Origin of the sequence: Streptococcus sp. oral taxon 061, assembly GCF_964211575.1 — a bacterium.
Lineage (GTDB): Bacteria > Bacillota > Bacilli > Lactobacillales > Streptococcaceae > Streptococcus.
The window spans coordinates 250,390-266,447 of sequence record NZ_CAXOQQ010000001.1; the positions used below are offsets into that span (position 1 = coordinate 250,390).

Annotated in this window: 14 protein-coding genes; 10 read left to right on the forward strand and 4 right to left on the reverse strand. The window is 39.8% G+C overall.

Annotated features, from left to right (window positions below; translation table 11 throughout):
- Window positions 1-119: 119 nt before the first annotated feature.
- Window positions 120-1,310 (forward strand): O-antigen ligase family protein, encoded by a 1,191-nt coding sequence (locus tag AB8E63_RS01250; RefSeq protein WP_368909568.1) that lies wholly within the window; start codon window positions 120-122, stop codon window positions 1,308-1,310.
- 42 nt (window positions 1,311-1,352) lie between these two features.
- Here the strand turns inward: AB8E63_RS01250 and AB8E63_RS01255 are convergent, their stop codons facing one another.
- Entirely contained in the window at window positions 1,353-1,901 is a 549-nt protein-coding gene (locus tag AB8E63_RS01255) for an NADPH-dependent FMN reductase (RefSeq protein WP_368909570.1), read from the reverse strand.
- Window positions 1,902-2,162: 261 nt separating this feature from the next.
- Here AB8E63_RS01255 and AB8E63_RS01260 point away from each other — a divergent pair, with 261 nt between their 5' ends.
- From AB8E63_RS01260 to AB8E63_RS01280, 5 genes are all read left to right on the forward strand, one after another.
- A complete protein-coding gene (locus tag AB8E63_RS01260; RefSeq protein ID WP_368909572.1) occupies window positions 2,163-2,651 on the forward strand; it encodes a DUF5590 domain-containing protein in 489 nt (162 codons plus the stop codon).
- Entirely contained in the window at window positions 2,648-3,826 is a 1,179-nt protein-coding gene (locus AB8E63_RS01265; protein WP_368909573.1) for a pyridoxal phosphate-dependent aminotransferase, read from the forward strand. Before AB8E63_RS01260 ends, AB8E63_RS01265 begins: the two co-directional genes overlap by 4 nt.
- 149 nt (window positions 3,827-3,975) lie before the next feature.
- Window positions 3,976-5,319, forward strand: a complete 1,344-nt coding sequence (gene asnS, locus AB8E63_RS01270; protein ID WP_368909574.1) for an asparagine--tRNA ligase — start codon at window positions 3,976-3,978, stop codon at window positions 5,317-5,319.
- A 269-nt stretch (window positions 5,320-5,588) separates the two neighbouring features.
- Window positions 5,589-6,788, forward strand: a complete 1,200-nt coding sequence (locus AB8E63_RS01275) for an MFS transporter (protein WP_368909575.1) — start codon at window positions 5,589-5,591, stop codon at window positions 6,786-6,788.
- Between the two features lie 67 nt (window positions 6,789-6,855).
- Window positions 6,856-7,623, forward strand: coding sequence for an epoxyqueuosine reductase QueH (locus AB8E63_RS01280; RefSeq protein WP_254724449.1), 768 nt, complete (start codon window positions 6,856-6,858; stop codon window positions 7,621-7,623).
- 77 nt (window positions 7,624-7,700) lie between these two features.
- Here the strand turns inward: AB8E63_RS01280 and AB8E63_RS01285 are convergent, their stop codons facing one another.
- The 3 genes from AB8E63_RS01285 to AB8E63_RS01295 all read right to left on the reverse strand — a co-directional run bounded on the left by AB8E63_RS01285 (window position 7,701) and on the right by AB8E63_RS01295 (window position 9,886).
- The gene (locus AB8E63_RS01285; RefSeq protein ID WP_004252157.1) at window positions 7,701-8,234 is read right to left on the reverse strand and encodes a DUF402 domain-containing protein; all 534 of its coding nucleotides are present in this window, start codon (window positions 8,232-8,234) and stop codon (window positions 7,701-7,703) included.
- Window positions 8,235-8,322: 88 nt separating this feature from the next.
- Window positions 8,323-9,099, reverse strand: a complete 777-nt coding sequence (recX, locus tag AB8E63_RS01290; protein ID WP_368909576.1) for a recombination regulator RecX — start codon at window positions 9,097-9,099, stop codon at window positions 8,323-8,325.
- Window positions 9,100-9,109: 10 nt separating this feature from the next.
- On the reverse strand, window positions 9,110-9,886 hold the full coding sequence (locus AB8E63_RS01295; RefSeq protein WP_368909577.1) for an aminoglycoside 3'-phosphotransferase: 777 nt from the start codon (window positions 9,884-9,886) through the stop codon (window positions 9,110-9,112).
- A gap of 55 nt (window positions 9,887-9,941) precedes the next feature.
- Here AB8E63_RS01295 and rlmD point away from each other — a divergent pair, with 55 nt between their 5' ends.
- The 4 genes from rlmD to AB8E63_RS01315 all read left to right on the forward strand — a co-directional run bounded on the left by rlmD (window position 9,942) and on the right by AB8E63_RS01315 (window position 15,989).
- Window positions 9,942-11,309, forward strand: coding sequence for a 23S rRNA (uracil(1939)-C(5))-methyltransferase RlmD (gene rlmD / locus AB8E63_RS01300; protein WP_368909578.1), 1,368 nt, complete (start codon window positions 9,942-9,944; stop codon window positions 11,307-11,309).
- A 116-nt stretch (window positions 11,310-11,425) separates the two neighbouring features.
- Window positions 11,426-12,184 (forward strand): triose-phosphate isomerase, encoded by a 759-nt coding sequence (gene tpiA / locus AB8E63_RS01305; RefSeq protein WP_368909579.1) that lies wholly within the window; start codon window positions 11,426-11,428, stop codon window positions 12,182-12,184.
- A gap of 276 nt (window positions 12,185-12,460) precedes the next feature.
- Window positions 12,461-14,197 (forward strand): ABC transporter ATP-binding protein, encoded by a 1,737-nt coding sequence (locus AB8E63_RS01310; RefSeq protein ID WP_368909580.1) that lies wholly within the window; start codon window positions 12,461-12,463, stop codon window positions 14,195-14,197.
- Window positions 14,198-14,207: 10 nt separating this feature from the next.
- Complete coding sequence (locus AB8E63_RS01315) at window positions 14,208-15,989, forward strand: ABC transporter ATP-binding protein (RefSeq protein ID WP_368909581.1); 1,782 nt, start codon at window positions 14,208-14,210, stop codon at window positions 15,987-15,989.
- The last annotated feature ends 69 nt before the right edge of the window (window positions 15,990-16,058 follow it).

Below are 16,058 nucleotides of genomic sequence, written 5' to 3' on the forward strand. Positions count from 1 at the left end.
TTACCTAGTTTTAGTCAGGATGACATGGACAAAGTGGTTTTCAAATCATTTGAAAAATGGTAAAATGTTTTAATAGTTTATTTATCTGAGCTTTATAGCGCAGAGAGAAAGGAACTGTTGTGAAATCAATAGGTATCATTGAAAAATTGAAAGGCTTATCCAAGCAAGAGCTAGTCTTACTAGCTGTTATTCTAAGTATTTTCTTGCCTTTTTATATTTTCGTTATTATTTTTATCGCCTACTTAATAGGTCTAATATTTACAGGAGAGATGAAGGGGATATTAAAACGATTATCCCACCATTCTATCTTACTTTTATTTATCGGCTATAGTGGTGTTATCTCTCTTTTAGCTCAAAATGTGATGGGGATGGTTTCCACTTTAGGAATGTTCCTCTTTGCAATTTTCTTTTACTATTATCAGGCTCATCTAACCCCTAAATTTTTTAGACTAGTATTACAAGGGATTTTATCGCTTAGTGTGTTAGCCTCGGTTTTCGCAACTTTGGAGCATTTTCAAATCGTTAAGAAATTTGATTATACCTTCTTATCACCAAAGATGCAGGTTTGGCACCAGAACCGAGCAGAAGTAGCTTTCTTTAATCCTAACTATTATGGAATTATCTGTTGTTTCTGTATCATGATTGGTTTTTATCTGATTAGTACAACCAGATTGAGATGGTTGAAAATCTTCTCAGTGATTGCAATCTTTGCGAATTTATTCGGACTCAACTTTACTCAAAATAGAACAGCCTTTCCAGCCATTATCTTTGGTGCGATTATTTATCTGTTCACAACCATTAAGAACTGGCGAGCTTTCTGGTTAAGTATTGGAGTCTTTGGTATCGGCTTGGCCTTTCTCTTCTCGAGTGATTTAGGAGTTCGAATGGGAACCCTTGATTCATCTATGGAAGAACGAGTGTCTATCTGGAATGCAGGTATGACCTTATTCAAACAAAACCCCTTCTGGGGAGAAGGTCCACTAACCTATATGCACTCTTACCCTCGTATTTTTGCTCCTTATCATGAACATGCTCATAGTATTTACATTGATACGATACTGAGTTACGGTGTAGTAGGGACGGTATTATTAGGGATTGCCTCTTCAGACCCAATCCGAAAATTAATCGATATGAGTCAGGAGCCGAGCAAGCGTCCGATTGTTGGTCTTTATCTTTCGTTTTTAACAGTAGTTGCTGTGCATGGAATTTTTGATTTGGCCCTCTTTTGGATTCAATCTTCCTTCATCTTCCTTTTGGTAATGTGTAGTTTGCCATTAAAACATAGTATGATCGGTGAATTTGTTGAATAAGCAAAAAGATAGTAGAAATGAGATTTTCTACTATCTTTTTTATTATTGAATAGCTTGAAGTAAATCTTCAGCTTGTTGTTTTAGAGAAGCAGCGACGCTATCTTCAAGGACTAACTGACCATCTGCCCATGCAGAATCATTAACACGGGCTGCAGTAAATTCACCAACAACTTGTGTACGGATAAATGGCAAGAGGTCTTTGTAAATTGCAAAGAGTTGATCATGACCTGCATTAGCTACAGAAGATACCGTAACAATCTTATCTTGAAGAGCAGATGCTCCACGAGTGTCAGATAAGTCAATTGCGCGTGAAAGCCAATCTAGTAAGTTTTTTACAGTCCCTGGAATTGAGAAGTTGTAGACTGGAGAGAAGATCCAGATAGCATCAGCAGCTTGAACAGCTTCGCGAGCCGCTGCAACAGCTGGAAGTGTAGGAACTTCAAGATCTTGGCTAAAGAGAGGAATAGCTGAGTAGTCAAGGTAGCTAACCTCAGCCTCACCTGCAAGAGCTTTTTCGGCTTCTAGTGCCATTTGGTGGTTGAAAGAACTTTCGCGTAATGAACCAACGATAAATAATACTTTTTTAGACATAGGATGTCTCCTTTTAATTTTATTCAGATTTACTCTGTTGTTACAATATATGTTACAACAAAGAAAAATCATTTGCAAGAAATTTGCTCAAAATATAAAAAGTGTTAAATTTGAAGCTATCAATCATGAGATTGTAGAGAAAGAAAAGCCTATAGCTCAATAGTTGGAGCTTATATTTGAATGCCTGAAAGTAGGTTTGAGTTCAAGAATCTCCCCCTTAATTCACTTGTAATTCACTAGGATAGATGGTAAAATAGACGAGTGAAAAAGAGACAGAAAAAAGAAAAAAATTCCCTATTATCTCAGTACATTATTGGTATAACTTTGTTAACTCTAGTCATCACTTCATCCTTTCTCTACTTAGTATGGATCAGCATGAAGCCTTATCAAACTGCAAAGGTAGAAGGTGAAAGACTGGCCAAGCAGTATGCAAGTCTAGAAACGGTTAGCCAGGTTGATATTTTCAATGGTTTAGAAAGCTATTATAGTGTTCTTGGTCAAGATAAGAACCAGAAACCAGTTGCTGTCTTAATAGAGAAAAGTAGCAATAATATTTACGTATATCAACTAGAAAATGGGACTTCTCAAGAAAAAGCAGAAGCAGTTGTCAGAGAAAAAGGAGCAACTGAGATCGACAAGATTACTTTCGGACGGTACGCTGATAAACCTGTCTGGGAAATCAAGTCTGGAGGAGACTATTATCTAGTAGATTTTGAATCTGGTGACTTAGTCGAAAAGGAGAAACAATGAAATTATCCAAACGTGTCTTAGAAATGGAAGAAAGTGTCACTCTGGCTAGTGATGCAAAGGCTAAGAAATTAAAGGCAGAAGGAAAAGATATTCTTTTCTTGACTTTAGGTCAGCCCGATTTTCATACTCCTGAAAATATTCAAGATGCTGCTGTTGCAGCCATTCGAGATGGGCGTGCTTCTTTCTATACGGTAGCGTCGGGTTTGCCTGAGTTAAAAGCAGCAGTCAATACCTATTTTGAACGTTATTATGGCTATTCTGTGGCAGCAAATGAAGTCACTTTTGCTACAGGTGCCAAGTTCTCCCTTTATACTTTCTTTATGGCTGTGATCAATCCAGGCGATGAGGTCATTATTCCAACACCATATTGGGTCAGCTATGGGGATCAGGTTAAAATGGCTGGTGGTGTTCCAGTCTTTGTTCAAGCCAAGGAAGACAATCACTTTAAAGTAACTGTAGAGCAATTAGAAGCAGCTCGCACAGATAAGACCAAAGTCTTGGTACTAAACTCACCCTCTAATCCGACTGGGATGATTTATTCTCGTGAGGAACTCTTGGCCATCGGAAATTGGGCAGTTGAACATGATATTCTCATCCTGGCCGATGATATTTATGGTCGTTTGGTCTATAACGGGAATGAGTTCATCCCAATCTCTAGTCTATCAGAAGCTATTCGCAAGCAAACCATTGTCATTAACGGGGTTTCAAAAGCCTATGCTATGACAGGTTGGCGGGTAGGTTATGCAGTTGGTGATCCAGAAATCATTGCTGCCATGAGCAAATTGACTGGTCAAACAACTTCAAATCTGACAGCAGTGTCTCAATATGCAACGATTGAAGCGCTAACTGGTCCACAAGATTCTGTAGAAACCATGCGTCAGGCTTTCGAGGAACGTCTCAATATCATTTATCCTCTCTTGTGCCAAGTCCCTGGCTTTGAAGTAGTCAAACCGCAAGGAGCTTTCTACCTCTTCCCAAATGTTAAAAAAGCTATGGAGATGAAAGGCTATACAGATGTAACAGCATTTACAACGGCTATTCTTGAGGAAGTTGGTCTGGCCCTGATTACAGGAGCAGGGTTTGGAGCACCAGAGAATGTCCGTCTCAGCTATGCGACAGACCTAGATACACTCAAAGAAGCTATTCGTCGCTTGCACCAATTTATGGAAAAATAAAAATAAGATCTTCGTCGTCTTGACGGAGATTTTTTTGGATAAAACCGGAGATTTTTCTCTGATAGAATCTAGCTATCAGGCATTATTTGTGGTACAATAGTGGGTAATAATGTCTTTAGACAAGTTAAACAAAAAAAGGAAGATAAAACATGACAAAACGTGTAACAATTATCGAAGTAAAAGACTACGTTGGTCAAGAAGTCACTATTGGTGCTTGGGTTGCTAACAAGTCAGGAAAAGGAAAAATTGCCTTCTTGCAATTGCGTGACGGGACTGCCTTCTTCCAAGGTGTGGCTTTTAAACCAAACTTTATCGAGAAATTTGGTGAAGAAGTAGGTCTTGAAAAATTTGAAACCATCAAACACTTGAGCCAAGAAACTTCAGTCTTTGTAACAGGGGTTGTAAAAGAAGACGAACGCTCAAAATTTGGTTATGAGTTGGATATTACAGACATCGAAGTCATCGGTGAATCTCAAGATTACCCAATCACTCCAAAAGAACACGGAACAGACTTCTTGATGGACAACCGTCACTTGTGGCTTCGTTCTCGTAAGCAAGTAGCTGTTATGCAAATCCGTAACGCTATCATCTATGCTACTTATGAGTTCTTTGATAAGAATGGCTTCATGAAGTTTGATAGCCCAATTCTTTCAGGAAATGCTGCAGAAGATTCTACAGAACTTTTCGAAACAGACTACTTTGGAACACCAGCTTACTTAAGCCAATCAGGACAGCTTTATCTTGAAGCAGGTGCTATGGCTCTAGGTCGCGTCTTTGACTTTGGTCCAGTGTTCCGTGCAGAGAAATCAAAAACTCGCCGTCACTTGACTGAGTTCTGGATGATGGATGCTGAGTACTCATACTTAACACACGATGAATCACTTGACTTGCAAGAAGCTTATGTTAAAGCTTTGCTTCAAGGTGTTCTTGACCGTGCTCCTCAAGCCTTGGAAACCTTGGAACGTGATACAGAGCTCTTGAAACGTTATATTGCAGAGCCATTCAAACGTATTACTTACGATGAAGCAATTGATCTTTTGCAAGAGCATGAGAATGACGAAGATGCTGACTACGAACATTTGGAACATGGAGATGACTTCGGCTCACCACACGAGACTTGGATTTCAAACCACTTTGGTGTACCAACCTTTGTCATGAACTACCCAGCAGCCATTAAGGCCTTCTACATGAAACCAGTTCCTGGAAATCCAGAGCGCGTGCTTTGTGCAGACTTGCTTGCACCAGAAGGTTACGGAGAAATCATTGGTGGTTCAATGCGTGAGGAAGATTACGATGCCCTTGTAGCGAAGATGGAATCACTCGGTATGGATCGTACAGAATATGAATTCTACCTTGACCTTCGTAAATATGGTACAGTACCACACGGAGGATTTGGTATCGGTATTGAACGTATGGTAACCTTTGCAGCAGGTACAAAACACATCCGTGAAGCCATTCCATTCCCACGTATGTTGCACCGTATCAAACCTTAATAGCCATAAAAACGCCGTCTGGCGTTTTTATACTCTTCGAAAATCTCTTCAAACTACGTCAGCTTCACCTTGCCGTATATATGTTACTGACTTCGTCAGTTCTATCCACAACCTCAAAACAGTGTTTTGAGCAGCCTGCGGCTAGCTTCCTAGTTTGCTCTTTGATTTTCATTTAGTATTACTTTAAATGAAAGAGGTGGAGAAAATGTAGGCAACTCTAAGTAAGTCTTTTAGAAAAACTCATATTACATATTGAAAGAGAGAAAACGATGTTTAAAAGAACTTACAAACGCAATATTCCACTCCTGGCAGGTCTGGAATTTACATCTTATTTTGGAATTACTAGTTTTTGGATTTTATTTTTTATTCAGAATGGTCTTTCCTTACTTCAAATCGGGCTCTTAGAGAGTATCTTTCATGGGACAAGTCTCTTATGTGAAATCCCATCTGGTATGTTGGCCGATCGATTTAGCTACAAGACCAATCTCTATTTGGCTCGCTTGGCCAGTATTGTATCCTCTATCTTGATTTTGTTTGGTCAGGGGAATTTTTGGATCTATGCTCTTGCCATGATGGTCAGTGCTTGGTCCTATAATTTTGACTCGGGAACCAGCACCGCTTTCTTATATGATTCTGCGGTTGAAGCGGGTCAAAAGGACCGATATCTTCAGATTTCTAGCTTTTTGTCTGGTGTGGCAGAAGTCACCCGAACTTTGGGTACCGTTGTCGCAGGCTTCTTTATTCACGGAGCATTGGCTTGGACCTATCTGATTGCTATTGGATTATCATTTCTTTCTATCATTTTGATTTATTTTATGAAAGAACCAATGGCTAAGAGAGAGAAAAATGAAGCCTTAACTTTTAAAACGATTGTCCTGCAAGTTCGAAAAGAATGGCATGAAAAACCAGTACTCTTTTACTGGATGATGACTTATCAGCTAGTCGGGACACTCATGTGTATGTTTTACTTTTATTATCAGCAGAAAATAAGTGACTTAGCAGGATGGCAGGTTTCGCTGGTCATGCTGATTGGTAGTGGCTTAAACCTTATAGCAGTTTATGTAGCTAGTCAAATCGGTAAAAAATGGAACAGCAATCGAGTTTTTCCGACTCTTGTTGCACTAACGGGCTTGGCCTTACTATTGGTATTTTTTGAAACTCCCTTTGCTTTTCTTCTCGTCTATCTTTTAACCGATATACTCTATGCAGTTTATCAACCAATCTATTTTAATGACTTACAAGGCTATTTACCGTCCAGTGTAAGAGCAACTATGCTTAGTATCAATTCTATGCTCTTTAGTTTATCTATGATTGTCATTTTCCCATTGACAGGTTGGTTGATTGATCGTTGGGGTCTGGTAGCTGTCTTTTTAGTTCTAGGTCTTATCTTACTATTAACCTATCCTATCTTAAGAATTGGTCTAAAAAGGATGGGCAAGCTATTAAATCAGGACTTAAAAACTGAATAAAGCACGAAACCCTATTTGCTCAAAGAAAGATCCTGTGGTACAATAGCAAGAGGAAAAGGAGAAGAGCATGATTGATGTAGAAGAAATTCTAAGCAAGATGAATCCCAATCAAAAAATCAACTATGACCGTGTTATGCAAAAAATGGTTCAAGTTTGGGAAAAAAATGAAGAAAGACCAACGATTCTCATGCACGTCTGTTGTGCTCCCTGTAGCACATACACTCTAGAGTATTTGACCAAATATGCAGATGTGACCATCTATTTTGCAAATTCAAATATCCATCCCAAAGCTGAGTATCACAAGCGTGCCTATGTAACTAAAAAGTTTGTCAGCGATTTTAATGAGCGAACTGGTAACCATGTCCAATACCTAGAAGCACCTTATGAACCCAATGAATACCGTAAATTGGTCCGAGGTTTGGAAGAAGAACCTGAAGGTGGGGACCGTTGCAAGGTTTGTTTTGACTATCGTTTGGACAAGACAGCGCAAGTGGCTATGGACTTAGGCTTTGACTACTTTGGCTCAGCCCTAACCATCAGTCCTCACAAAAATTCGCAAACCATCAATAGTATTGGGATTGATGTACAGAAAATCTACACCACTCATTATCTTCCAAGTGACTTTAAGAAAAATCAAGGTTACAAACGATCTGTAGAAATGTGTGAAGAGTACGATATTTATCGCCAATGTTACTGTGGCTGTGTCTATGCAGCTCAAGCACAGAATATTGACTTGGTACAGGTCAAGAAGGATGCAACCGCCTTTATGGTTGATAAGGATATCGAGAAAGACTATTCTCACATCAAATTTACTGTTACAAAGTTAGATATTTAAAGGAAAACCTGCCTCAAGGCAGGTTTTTTGCTTATAAAAAAACGAGGTCAGGATTTTGTTCCTGACCTCTGACAACTTTACCGATTCTTTAGTTCTACGTAGCGTTTGTACCAAATGTTGACATAGGCTTCTGAGAAGGGGCCTCGTTCATTGTTGATCCAATCAACAAGAATCTTAACATGCTCTTTCAAAATATAATCTAAATCATCAGGATAATTCATCTTACGCTTGTGACGTTCATACTCTTCGACGTCCAAGAGGCGTTTCTCGCCATCTGTAAAAACTTTAACATCTAAATCATAATCGATGTATTTTAAAGCTTCTTCGTCTAGATAATAAGGGCTAGCCATGTTGCAGTAGTAGGAAATCCCATTATCACGAATCATGGCGATGATATTAAACCAATATTTTTTGTGAAAGTAAACAATAGCCGGTTCTCGAGTTACCCAACGACGACCGTCACTTTCGGTAACAAGTGTGTGGTCGTTGACGCCGATAATAGCGTTCTCTGTTGTTTTTAGTACCATGGTGTCTCTCCAAGTACGGTGGAGACTCCCATCATGCTTATAACTTTGAATTGTAATAAAGTCGCCTTCTTTTGGAAGTTTCATAACTAACCAACTTTCTACAATTTATAAGTTTATCGTTTACTATTGTATCACATTTTTGTTTAAAGTTCTTAGTTTTTTTATGAAAAAGTTAAAGATATTCTCTGAGAGCACTGGCTATATCTGAAAAATCATAGCCTTTTCTTGCTAAAACTTGTGTCAAACGTTGTTTCAGTTCGTATCCTTCGTACTTACGTGAATATTTCCGATATTGCTTATCCAACTCTTTAAAAATAAGTTCCTGAACAGTTTCCTCTTCTACCTGACTATCCAGTTGATCAAAGGCTGTTTTGGCCTCTGAGTATGAGAATCCTTTATTGGTTAGGCTTTGGATAATCTTATCTTGTAGAGCGCGGGCAGGTAATTTACCCTGATATTTTTTCAGTAGTTTTTCGGCTGTACGCTCTGCCACTTCCGCCAGATCAAATTCTTGTAAGACTTCTTGGATGATGGATTTGGCAACTCCCTTTTGAGAAATCTTCTGCATCAGCATATAGCTTCCCTTATCTCCTGATAGCTGATTAGAGTTGATAATAGCATAGGCATATTGACGGTCATTTATCCAGTTGTCACCTTTTAGAGATTGGATGACTTTGGGTATGATGTTCTCATTGATTTCATGTTTACTTAGATAATCTCTGACTTCTTTTTCAGTACGAGCCTTGAAGGATAAGTGGTAGAGAGCCAAGTTTTTTCCGTAGGAAAATTGTGCAAAGGTCTGGATTTCTGCAAACTCTTCTGAACTAATTTCCTTATCCTTGGTCAACATAAAGCGAACAATGGTATCTTCTGTAATGTAGCAGGTTTGGTCGCTATCAAGTTCTAGCAGATAGAGACGTTTTTTCTTTTCTAGTTTTGTGATTTTCATGGTTTTCCTTTTATCCAAACGCTTCAAAGGCAGCAACGAGTCGAAGTTTATGTATATCGACCTGTTCTCTCCCGTAATAGTCAAGAAATAATTCAGCGTATTTAGGGTCATGTAGGTTATAGTTGAGGGACCAAACTGCCCAAAAGAGATCGATATGTCGGTCACTGAAATCAGCTAAGCCAAGGTCAATAAAGCAAGAGAAGTGGTCAGCATCTTTTAGAATAAAGTTCGGTAGACAGGCATCCCCGTGAATAAAGGCATCTGTCTTTAAAAGGTGCCCTTGTTCTTGGATGAGTTGGAAGGCCTCTTCGCGACTGTTGATTTGGAATTGGGGTAGGAGCACCTTGTCATAGAACTCACCTTTTTCATAGTTTTTAAAGGCTCTATCTTTATAGGTTTTTAAATGATTTTTTAAAGGAAAATTTTTCGGATTGAAGCTGTGAAGCTTTTTAAGAGCCTCTGCCATGGTTCGGTAAATTTTTTCTGGTTGATCTAAAAAAGCGAGAGCATCATGGCCAATAGCCTCTTTAGTCAGGAGGTAGTCTTTATCTGTAGATAGATAGTGGATGACTGGAGTTCCTATTCCTTCTTGTTCAAACCAACTTGCAATGCTAGCTTCTCGCTCTAAACTTCCTTTTTGGTCTATTTTTAAATAGTAACCTGAGTCAAGATAGAGAACTGTTGCGCCTGAATGAGAAGAGCTGTCAGAAAGTGTTGCCCTCTCTATATAAGTTCGTAATTGCTCAGGAAAATCCAATGGGGAAAAATGGGATGTCTCTGTATTCATGGTTTTATTGTAACATATTCTTAAACATTGAGAAACTACGTGGTATAATAGACTTATGAGTCTTAAAGTCAAACAAAAAATTCCATTAAAAATCAAGCGCATGGGGATTAACGGGGAAGGTATCGGATTTTACCAGGAAACACTCGTTTTTGTTCCAGGTGCCCTCAAGGGCGAAGATATCTATTGTCAGGTGACTTCTGTTAAGCGTAACTACGTTGAGGCAAAACTGCTTGAGGTCAATAAAAAATCTAAGTTTCGAGTGGTTCCAGACTGTACTATTTATAATGAGTGTGGTGGTTGTCAGATCATGCATCTACATTATGATAAGCAGCTGGAGTTCAAGACAGATCTTCTCCATCAAGCTCTGAAGAAATTTGCACCTGCAGGATACGAAAATTATGAAATCAGACCAACCATTGGCATGCAGAAACCAAAGTATTATAGGGCTAAACTGCAATTTCAAACACGAAAGTTTAAAGGTCAAGTCAAGGCAGGATTATATGCTCAGAATTCCCACTATCTAGTCGAGTTAAAGGACTGCCTAGTTCAAGATAAGGAGACACAAGCTATTGCCAATCGCATTGCTGAGCTCTTGACCTACCATCAAATTCCGATTACAGATGAGCGAAAAATCCTTGGAGTGCGGACCATTATGGTACGTCGAGCACGAAAAACTGGTCAAGTCCAGATCATTATTGTGACTAATCGTCAATTGAATCTGACTCAATTTGTAAAAGACCTAATCAAGGATTATCCAGAAATCGTAACTGTGGCTGTCAATACCAACACGGCTAAAACCAGTGAGATTTATGGGGACAAGACAGAGATTATTTGGGGGCAAGATAGTATACGTGAGGGTGTATTAGACTACGAATTTTCTCTTTCACCCCGGGCTTTTTACCAGCTCAATCCTGAACAGACTGAAGTCCTCTATAGTGAAGCAGTTAAGGCCTTAGATGTGACTGAGAATGACCATCTGATTGATGCCTATTGTGGTGTTGGGACCATTGGCTTTGCCTTTGCCAAAAAAGTTAAAAGTCTGAGAGGGATGGATATTATTCCAGAAGCTATTGAGGATGCCAAAGAAAATGCCAAGCGCATGGGTTATACCAATACTCACTATGAGGCTGGAACTGCAGAAGAAATTATTCCTCGTTGGTACAAGGAAGGCTATCGTGCCGATGCCTTGATTGTGGATCCGCCGCGTACTGGTTTAGACGACAAGCTCTTGGATACCATTGTCAAATACGCTCCTGAAAAGATGGTCTATGTTTCTTGCAATGTATCTACCCTAGCGCGTGATTTAGTCCGTTTGGTAGAGGTCTATGACCTCCACTATATCCAGTCGGTTGATATGTTTCCGCATACGGCTAGGACGGAAGCAGTGGTCAAATTGACCAAGCGCGAATCATTTTCTAAATAGAAAAGACGACTGGAAAGTATTTGAAAAGAAGACTTCTAGTTACAGAGTAAGGTTTGCAAGCTCCTTATAAATATGATAGAATATTAGTGAATAAAATGAAAAAAGAGGTATGTGAAATGTCACGTAAACCATTTATTGCTGGTAACTGGAAAATGAACAAAAATCCAGAAGAAGCAAAAGCTTTCGTTGAAGCCGTTGCATCAAAACTTCCTTCATCAGACCTTGTTGAAGCAGGCATCGCAGCTCCTGCACTTGACTTGACAACTGTTCTTGCTGCTGCTAAAGGTTCAAACCTTAAAGTTGCTGCTCAAAACTGCTACTTTGAAAATGCAGGTGCTTTCACTGGTGAAACTAGCCCACAAGTTTTGAAAGAAATCGGTACTGACTACGTTGTTATCGGTCACTCAGAGCGTCGTGACTACTTCCATGAAACTGACGAAGATATCAACAAAAAAGCAAAAGCAATCTTTGCAAACGGTATGCTTCCAATCATCTGTTGTGGTGAGTCACTTGAAACTTACGAAGCTGGTAAAGCTGCTGAATTCGTAGGTGCTCAAGTATCTGCTGCTCTTGCAGGATTGACAGCTGAGCAAGTTGCTGCATCCGTTATCGCTTATGAGCCAATCTGGGCTATCGGTACTGGTAAATCAGCTTCACAAGACGACGCACAAAAAATGTGTAAAGTTGTTCGTGACGTTGTAGCTGCTGACTTCGGTCAAGAAGTTGCTGACAAAGTACGCGTTCAATACGGTGGTTCAGTTAAACCTGAAAACGTTGCTTCATACATGGCTTGCCCAGACGTTGACGGAGCTCTTGTTGGTGGTGCATCACTTGAGCCAGAAAGCTTCTTGGCATTGCTTGACTTTGTAAAATAAGCCTCAAATATCTGAGACAGACAGTTCCCTCTTGAGAGGTCAAGACTGCCTGTCTTCTTTTTAGTAAAAAGGCGTGCGAAAGCACGCTCTTTTCTGCATTTTTTACTCAATGAAAATCAAAGAGCAAACTAGGAAGCTAGCCGCAGGTTGCTCAAAACACCGTTTTGAGGTTGTGGATAGAACTGACGAAGTCAGTAACACATATACGGCAAGGTGAAGCTGACGTGGTTTGAATTTGATTTTTGAAGAGTATTAGAAGAAAAAGAAAGGAGAATCATGCTGTATATTTGGTCTTATCTCAAACGTTATCCCAAGTGGCTACTATTAGACTTTATCGGAGCTATTTTCTTTGTCATTGTCAATCTCGGACTACCGACTGTTCTTGCTCGCATGATTGACCAGGGGATTAATCAAGGTAATGAAGAAAAGCTCTATTTTTGGGCTATCGTAATGTTGGTTATTATCGTCTTGGGGACATTTGGGCGGGTTGTTCTATCCTATGCTGCTAGTAAATTGACCACCAATATGGTTAAGGATATGCGAAATGATGTTTATGCTAAATTACAAGAGTATTCTCATCACGAATATGAACAAATTGGTGTTTCTTCATTGGTGACTCGTATTACTAGTGATGCCTTTGTCCTTATGCAGTTTGCAGAGCAGACGCTTAAGTTGGGTGTGATCACTCCCATGATGATGCTGTCGAGTATTCTCATGATTTTCTTAACTAGTCCCTCACTAGCTTGGATTGTCGCTTTTTCAGTTCCTTTCCTAGCTGTAGTAGTCCTTTATGTGGCAGTGAAAACGCGCCCCTTATCTGAAAAACAACAGAAAACACTGGACAAGATAAATCAATATGTCCGTGAAAATTTGATGGGGCTACGAGTGATTCGTGCCTTTGCTCGTGAAGATTTCCAAGAAATCCGTTTTGAAGAGAAAAATGCAATCTATGCGGATAATTCAAATCGTTTGTTCAAATTGACTGGTTTGACAGAGCCGCTTTTTGTGCAAATCATTATTGCCATGATTGTAGCTATCGTTTGGTTTGCTCTAGATCCTCTCAAGCAAGGAAGTTTGCAGATTGGGGATTTGGTAGCCTTCATCGAGTATAGTTTTCACGCCCTCTTGTCTTTCCTTTTCTTGTCAAACCTCTTTACCATGTATCCACGTACGGCTGTGTCTAGTGAGCGTTTGAAGGAAATCATGGATATGCCTATTTCCATTGATCCAAATGAGGATGGAGTTCAAGAGACTAAAACTCATGGTTATCTAGAATTTGATAATGTAACCTTTGCCTATCCTGGAGAAACAGAGAGCCCTGTTTTGCATAATATTTCCTTTACTGCTAAACCGGGAGAAACCATTGCTTTTATCGGTTCGACTGGGTCAGGTAAGTCTACTCTGGTTCAGTTAATTCCTCGTTTTTATGATGTTACACTGGGGAAAATTAAGGTCGATGGTGTTGATGTCCGGGATTACCGTCTCAAATCACTCCGCCAGAAAATTGGTTTTATTCCACAAAAAGCCTTGCTCTTTACAGGGACTATCGCAGATAATCTCCGTTACGGAAAAGAGGACGCCAGTCATGAGGACTTGCACCAAGCAGCTGATGTAGCCCAAGCCAAGGACTTTATCGAGAGTCGAGAAGAAGGTTTTGCAACTCATCTAGCTGAAGGGGGAAGCAATCTATCAGGTGGTCAAAAGCAACGCTTGTCGATTGCCCGCGCAGTCATCAAGGGTCCAGATATCTATATCTTTGATGATTCCTTCTCAGCCTTGGACTACCGTACTGATGCTATCTTGCGCCGTCGTCTCAAGGAAGTGACTCAAGACGCAACAGTATTGATTGTTGCGCAACGTGTTGGAACCATTATGGATGCGGACCAGATTATCGTCCTTGATAAGGGCGAAATCGTTGGTCGTGGCCGTCATGAAGAATTGATGGAGACTAATGACATCTATCGAGAAATTGCTGAGTCGCAGTTGAAAAATGCGTCTCTGACAGAAGAATAGGAGGTAAAAGATGAAACAACAATCTAGTCTAGCTCGTCTATGGAGCTATTTAAAAGCCTACCGTTTCTCTGTTTTCTTTGCAGTCTTCTTGAAAATAGTCAGCGTCATTATGAGTGTTATCGAGCCTTTCGTATTAGGGCTTGCCATCACAGAATTAACCAGCAATCTTCTTGCTATGGCAAATGGTGTTGCAGGAGCGGGTATCAATACCAGCTATATCGCAGTAATTCTAGTGATTTATCTCTTGCGTGGTCTTCTCTATGAGTTGGGTTCTTACTACTCGAACTACTTTATGACCAATGCTGTGCAGTCTATGGTACAGGATTTGCGAAATGAAATGAGTGAAAAAATCAATCGTATTCCTGTGTCTTACTTTGACAAGCACCAGTTTGGAGATTTGTTAGGCCGTTTTACCAGTGATGTAGAGACTGTTTCAAATGCCCTTCAACAATCTTTCTTACAGATTGTCAATGCAGTCTTTACCATTCTTTTTGTTATGGGAATGGTCCTCTATCTAAATCTTCAGTTGGCTATCATTGTTATCTTGTCGATTCCAGTGACTTATTTTGGAGCTAAAACGATTCTAAATCGTTCGCAGCCATACTTTAAACAGCAGGCAGCTATATTGGGACGTATGAATGGATTTGTACAGGAAAACTTGACAGGTTTCAATGTTTTAAAACTTTTCGGACGAGAAGAAAATTCTCAAGAGAGATTTGAAAAGATTACGGATGAATTGCAACAAGTCGGATTTAAGGCGAGCTTTATTTCAGGATTGATGATGCCTGCCCTTCATATCGTGTCTGATTTAACCTATCTGATTGTTGCTGTCTTAGGTGGTTTGCAGGTTATTGCAGGACGCTTGACTATTGGTAACATGCAGGCCTTCGTTCAATATGTATGGCAAGTCAGCCAGCCGATCCAAAATATCACTCAGTTAGCTGGGCAAATGCAAAGTGCCAAGTCTTCGCTTGACCGTGTCTTCGAAGTTTTAGATGAACAGGAAGAAGTCCAAACTGCTGAAGTGAAAGAACTAGCACCATTGACAGGTCAAGTTAGCTTCAAAAATGTTGATTTCCAATATGTGGAAAACAAACCATTGATTCGCAATTTTAATTTAGATGTTGAACCTGGAGAGATGGTAGCTATCGTTGGACCTACTGGAGCAGGGAAAACAACCTTGATTAACCTTCTCATGCGTTTTTACGATGTGACAGCTGGTGCCATTTTAGTAGATGGCCAAGATATTCGTGACCTGTCTCGTCAGGACTATCGTCGACAGTTTGGTATGGTCCTACAGGATGCCTGGCTCTATGAAGGCAGTATCAAGGAAAATCTTCGCTTTGGAAATCTGGATGCAACAGATGAAGAAATCGTTGAAGCTGCTAAGGCGGCCAATGTTGACCACTTTATCCGCACCCTTCCTGGTGGCTATAACATGGAAATGAACCAAGAGTCAAGTAATATTTCTCTTGGGCAAAAACAGTTGTTAACTATCGCGCGTGCTCTCTTGGCGGATCCTACAATCTTAATTTTGGACGAAGCGACTTCTTCAGTTGACACTCGTCTAGAACTCTTGATTCAAAAGGCTATGAAACGTTTGATGAAGGGGAGAACAAGCTTTGTCATTGCCCATCGACTTTCGACAATTCAGGAAGCTGACAAAATTTTGGTGCTGAAAGATGGGCAGATTATCGAACAAGGAAATCATGAAAGTCTCCTAGATGCAAAAGGTTTCTATTATGACCTTTATCAAAGTCAATTTTCGAATAAAAACAGAGAAAATAGCTAGAATACATAGCCATTCATTTTCTTAAATTATCAGTCAATTAGAACTTTTTTAATATGAGTTAATTTCCTT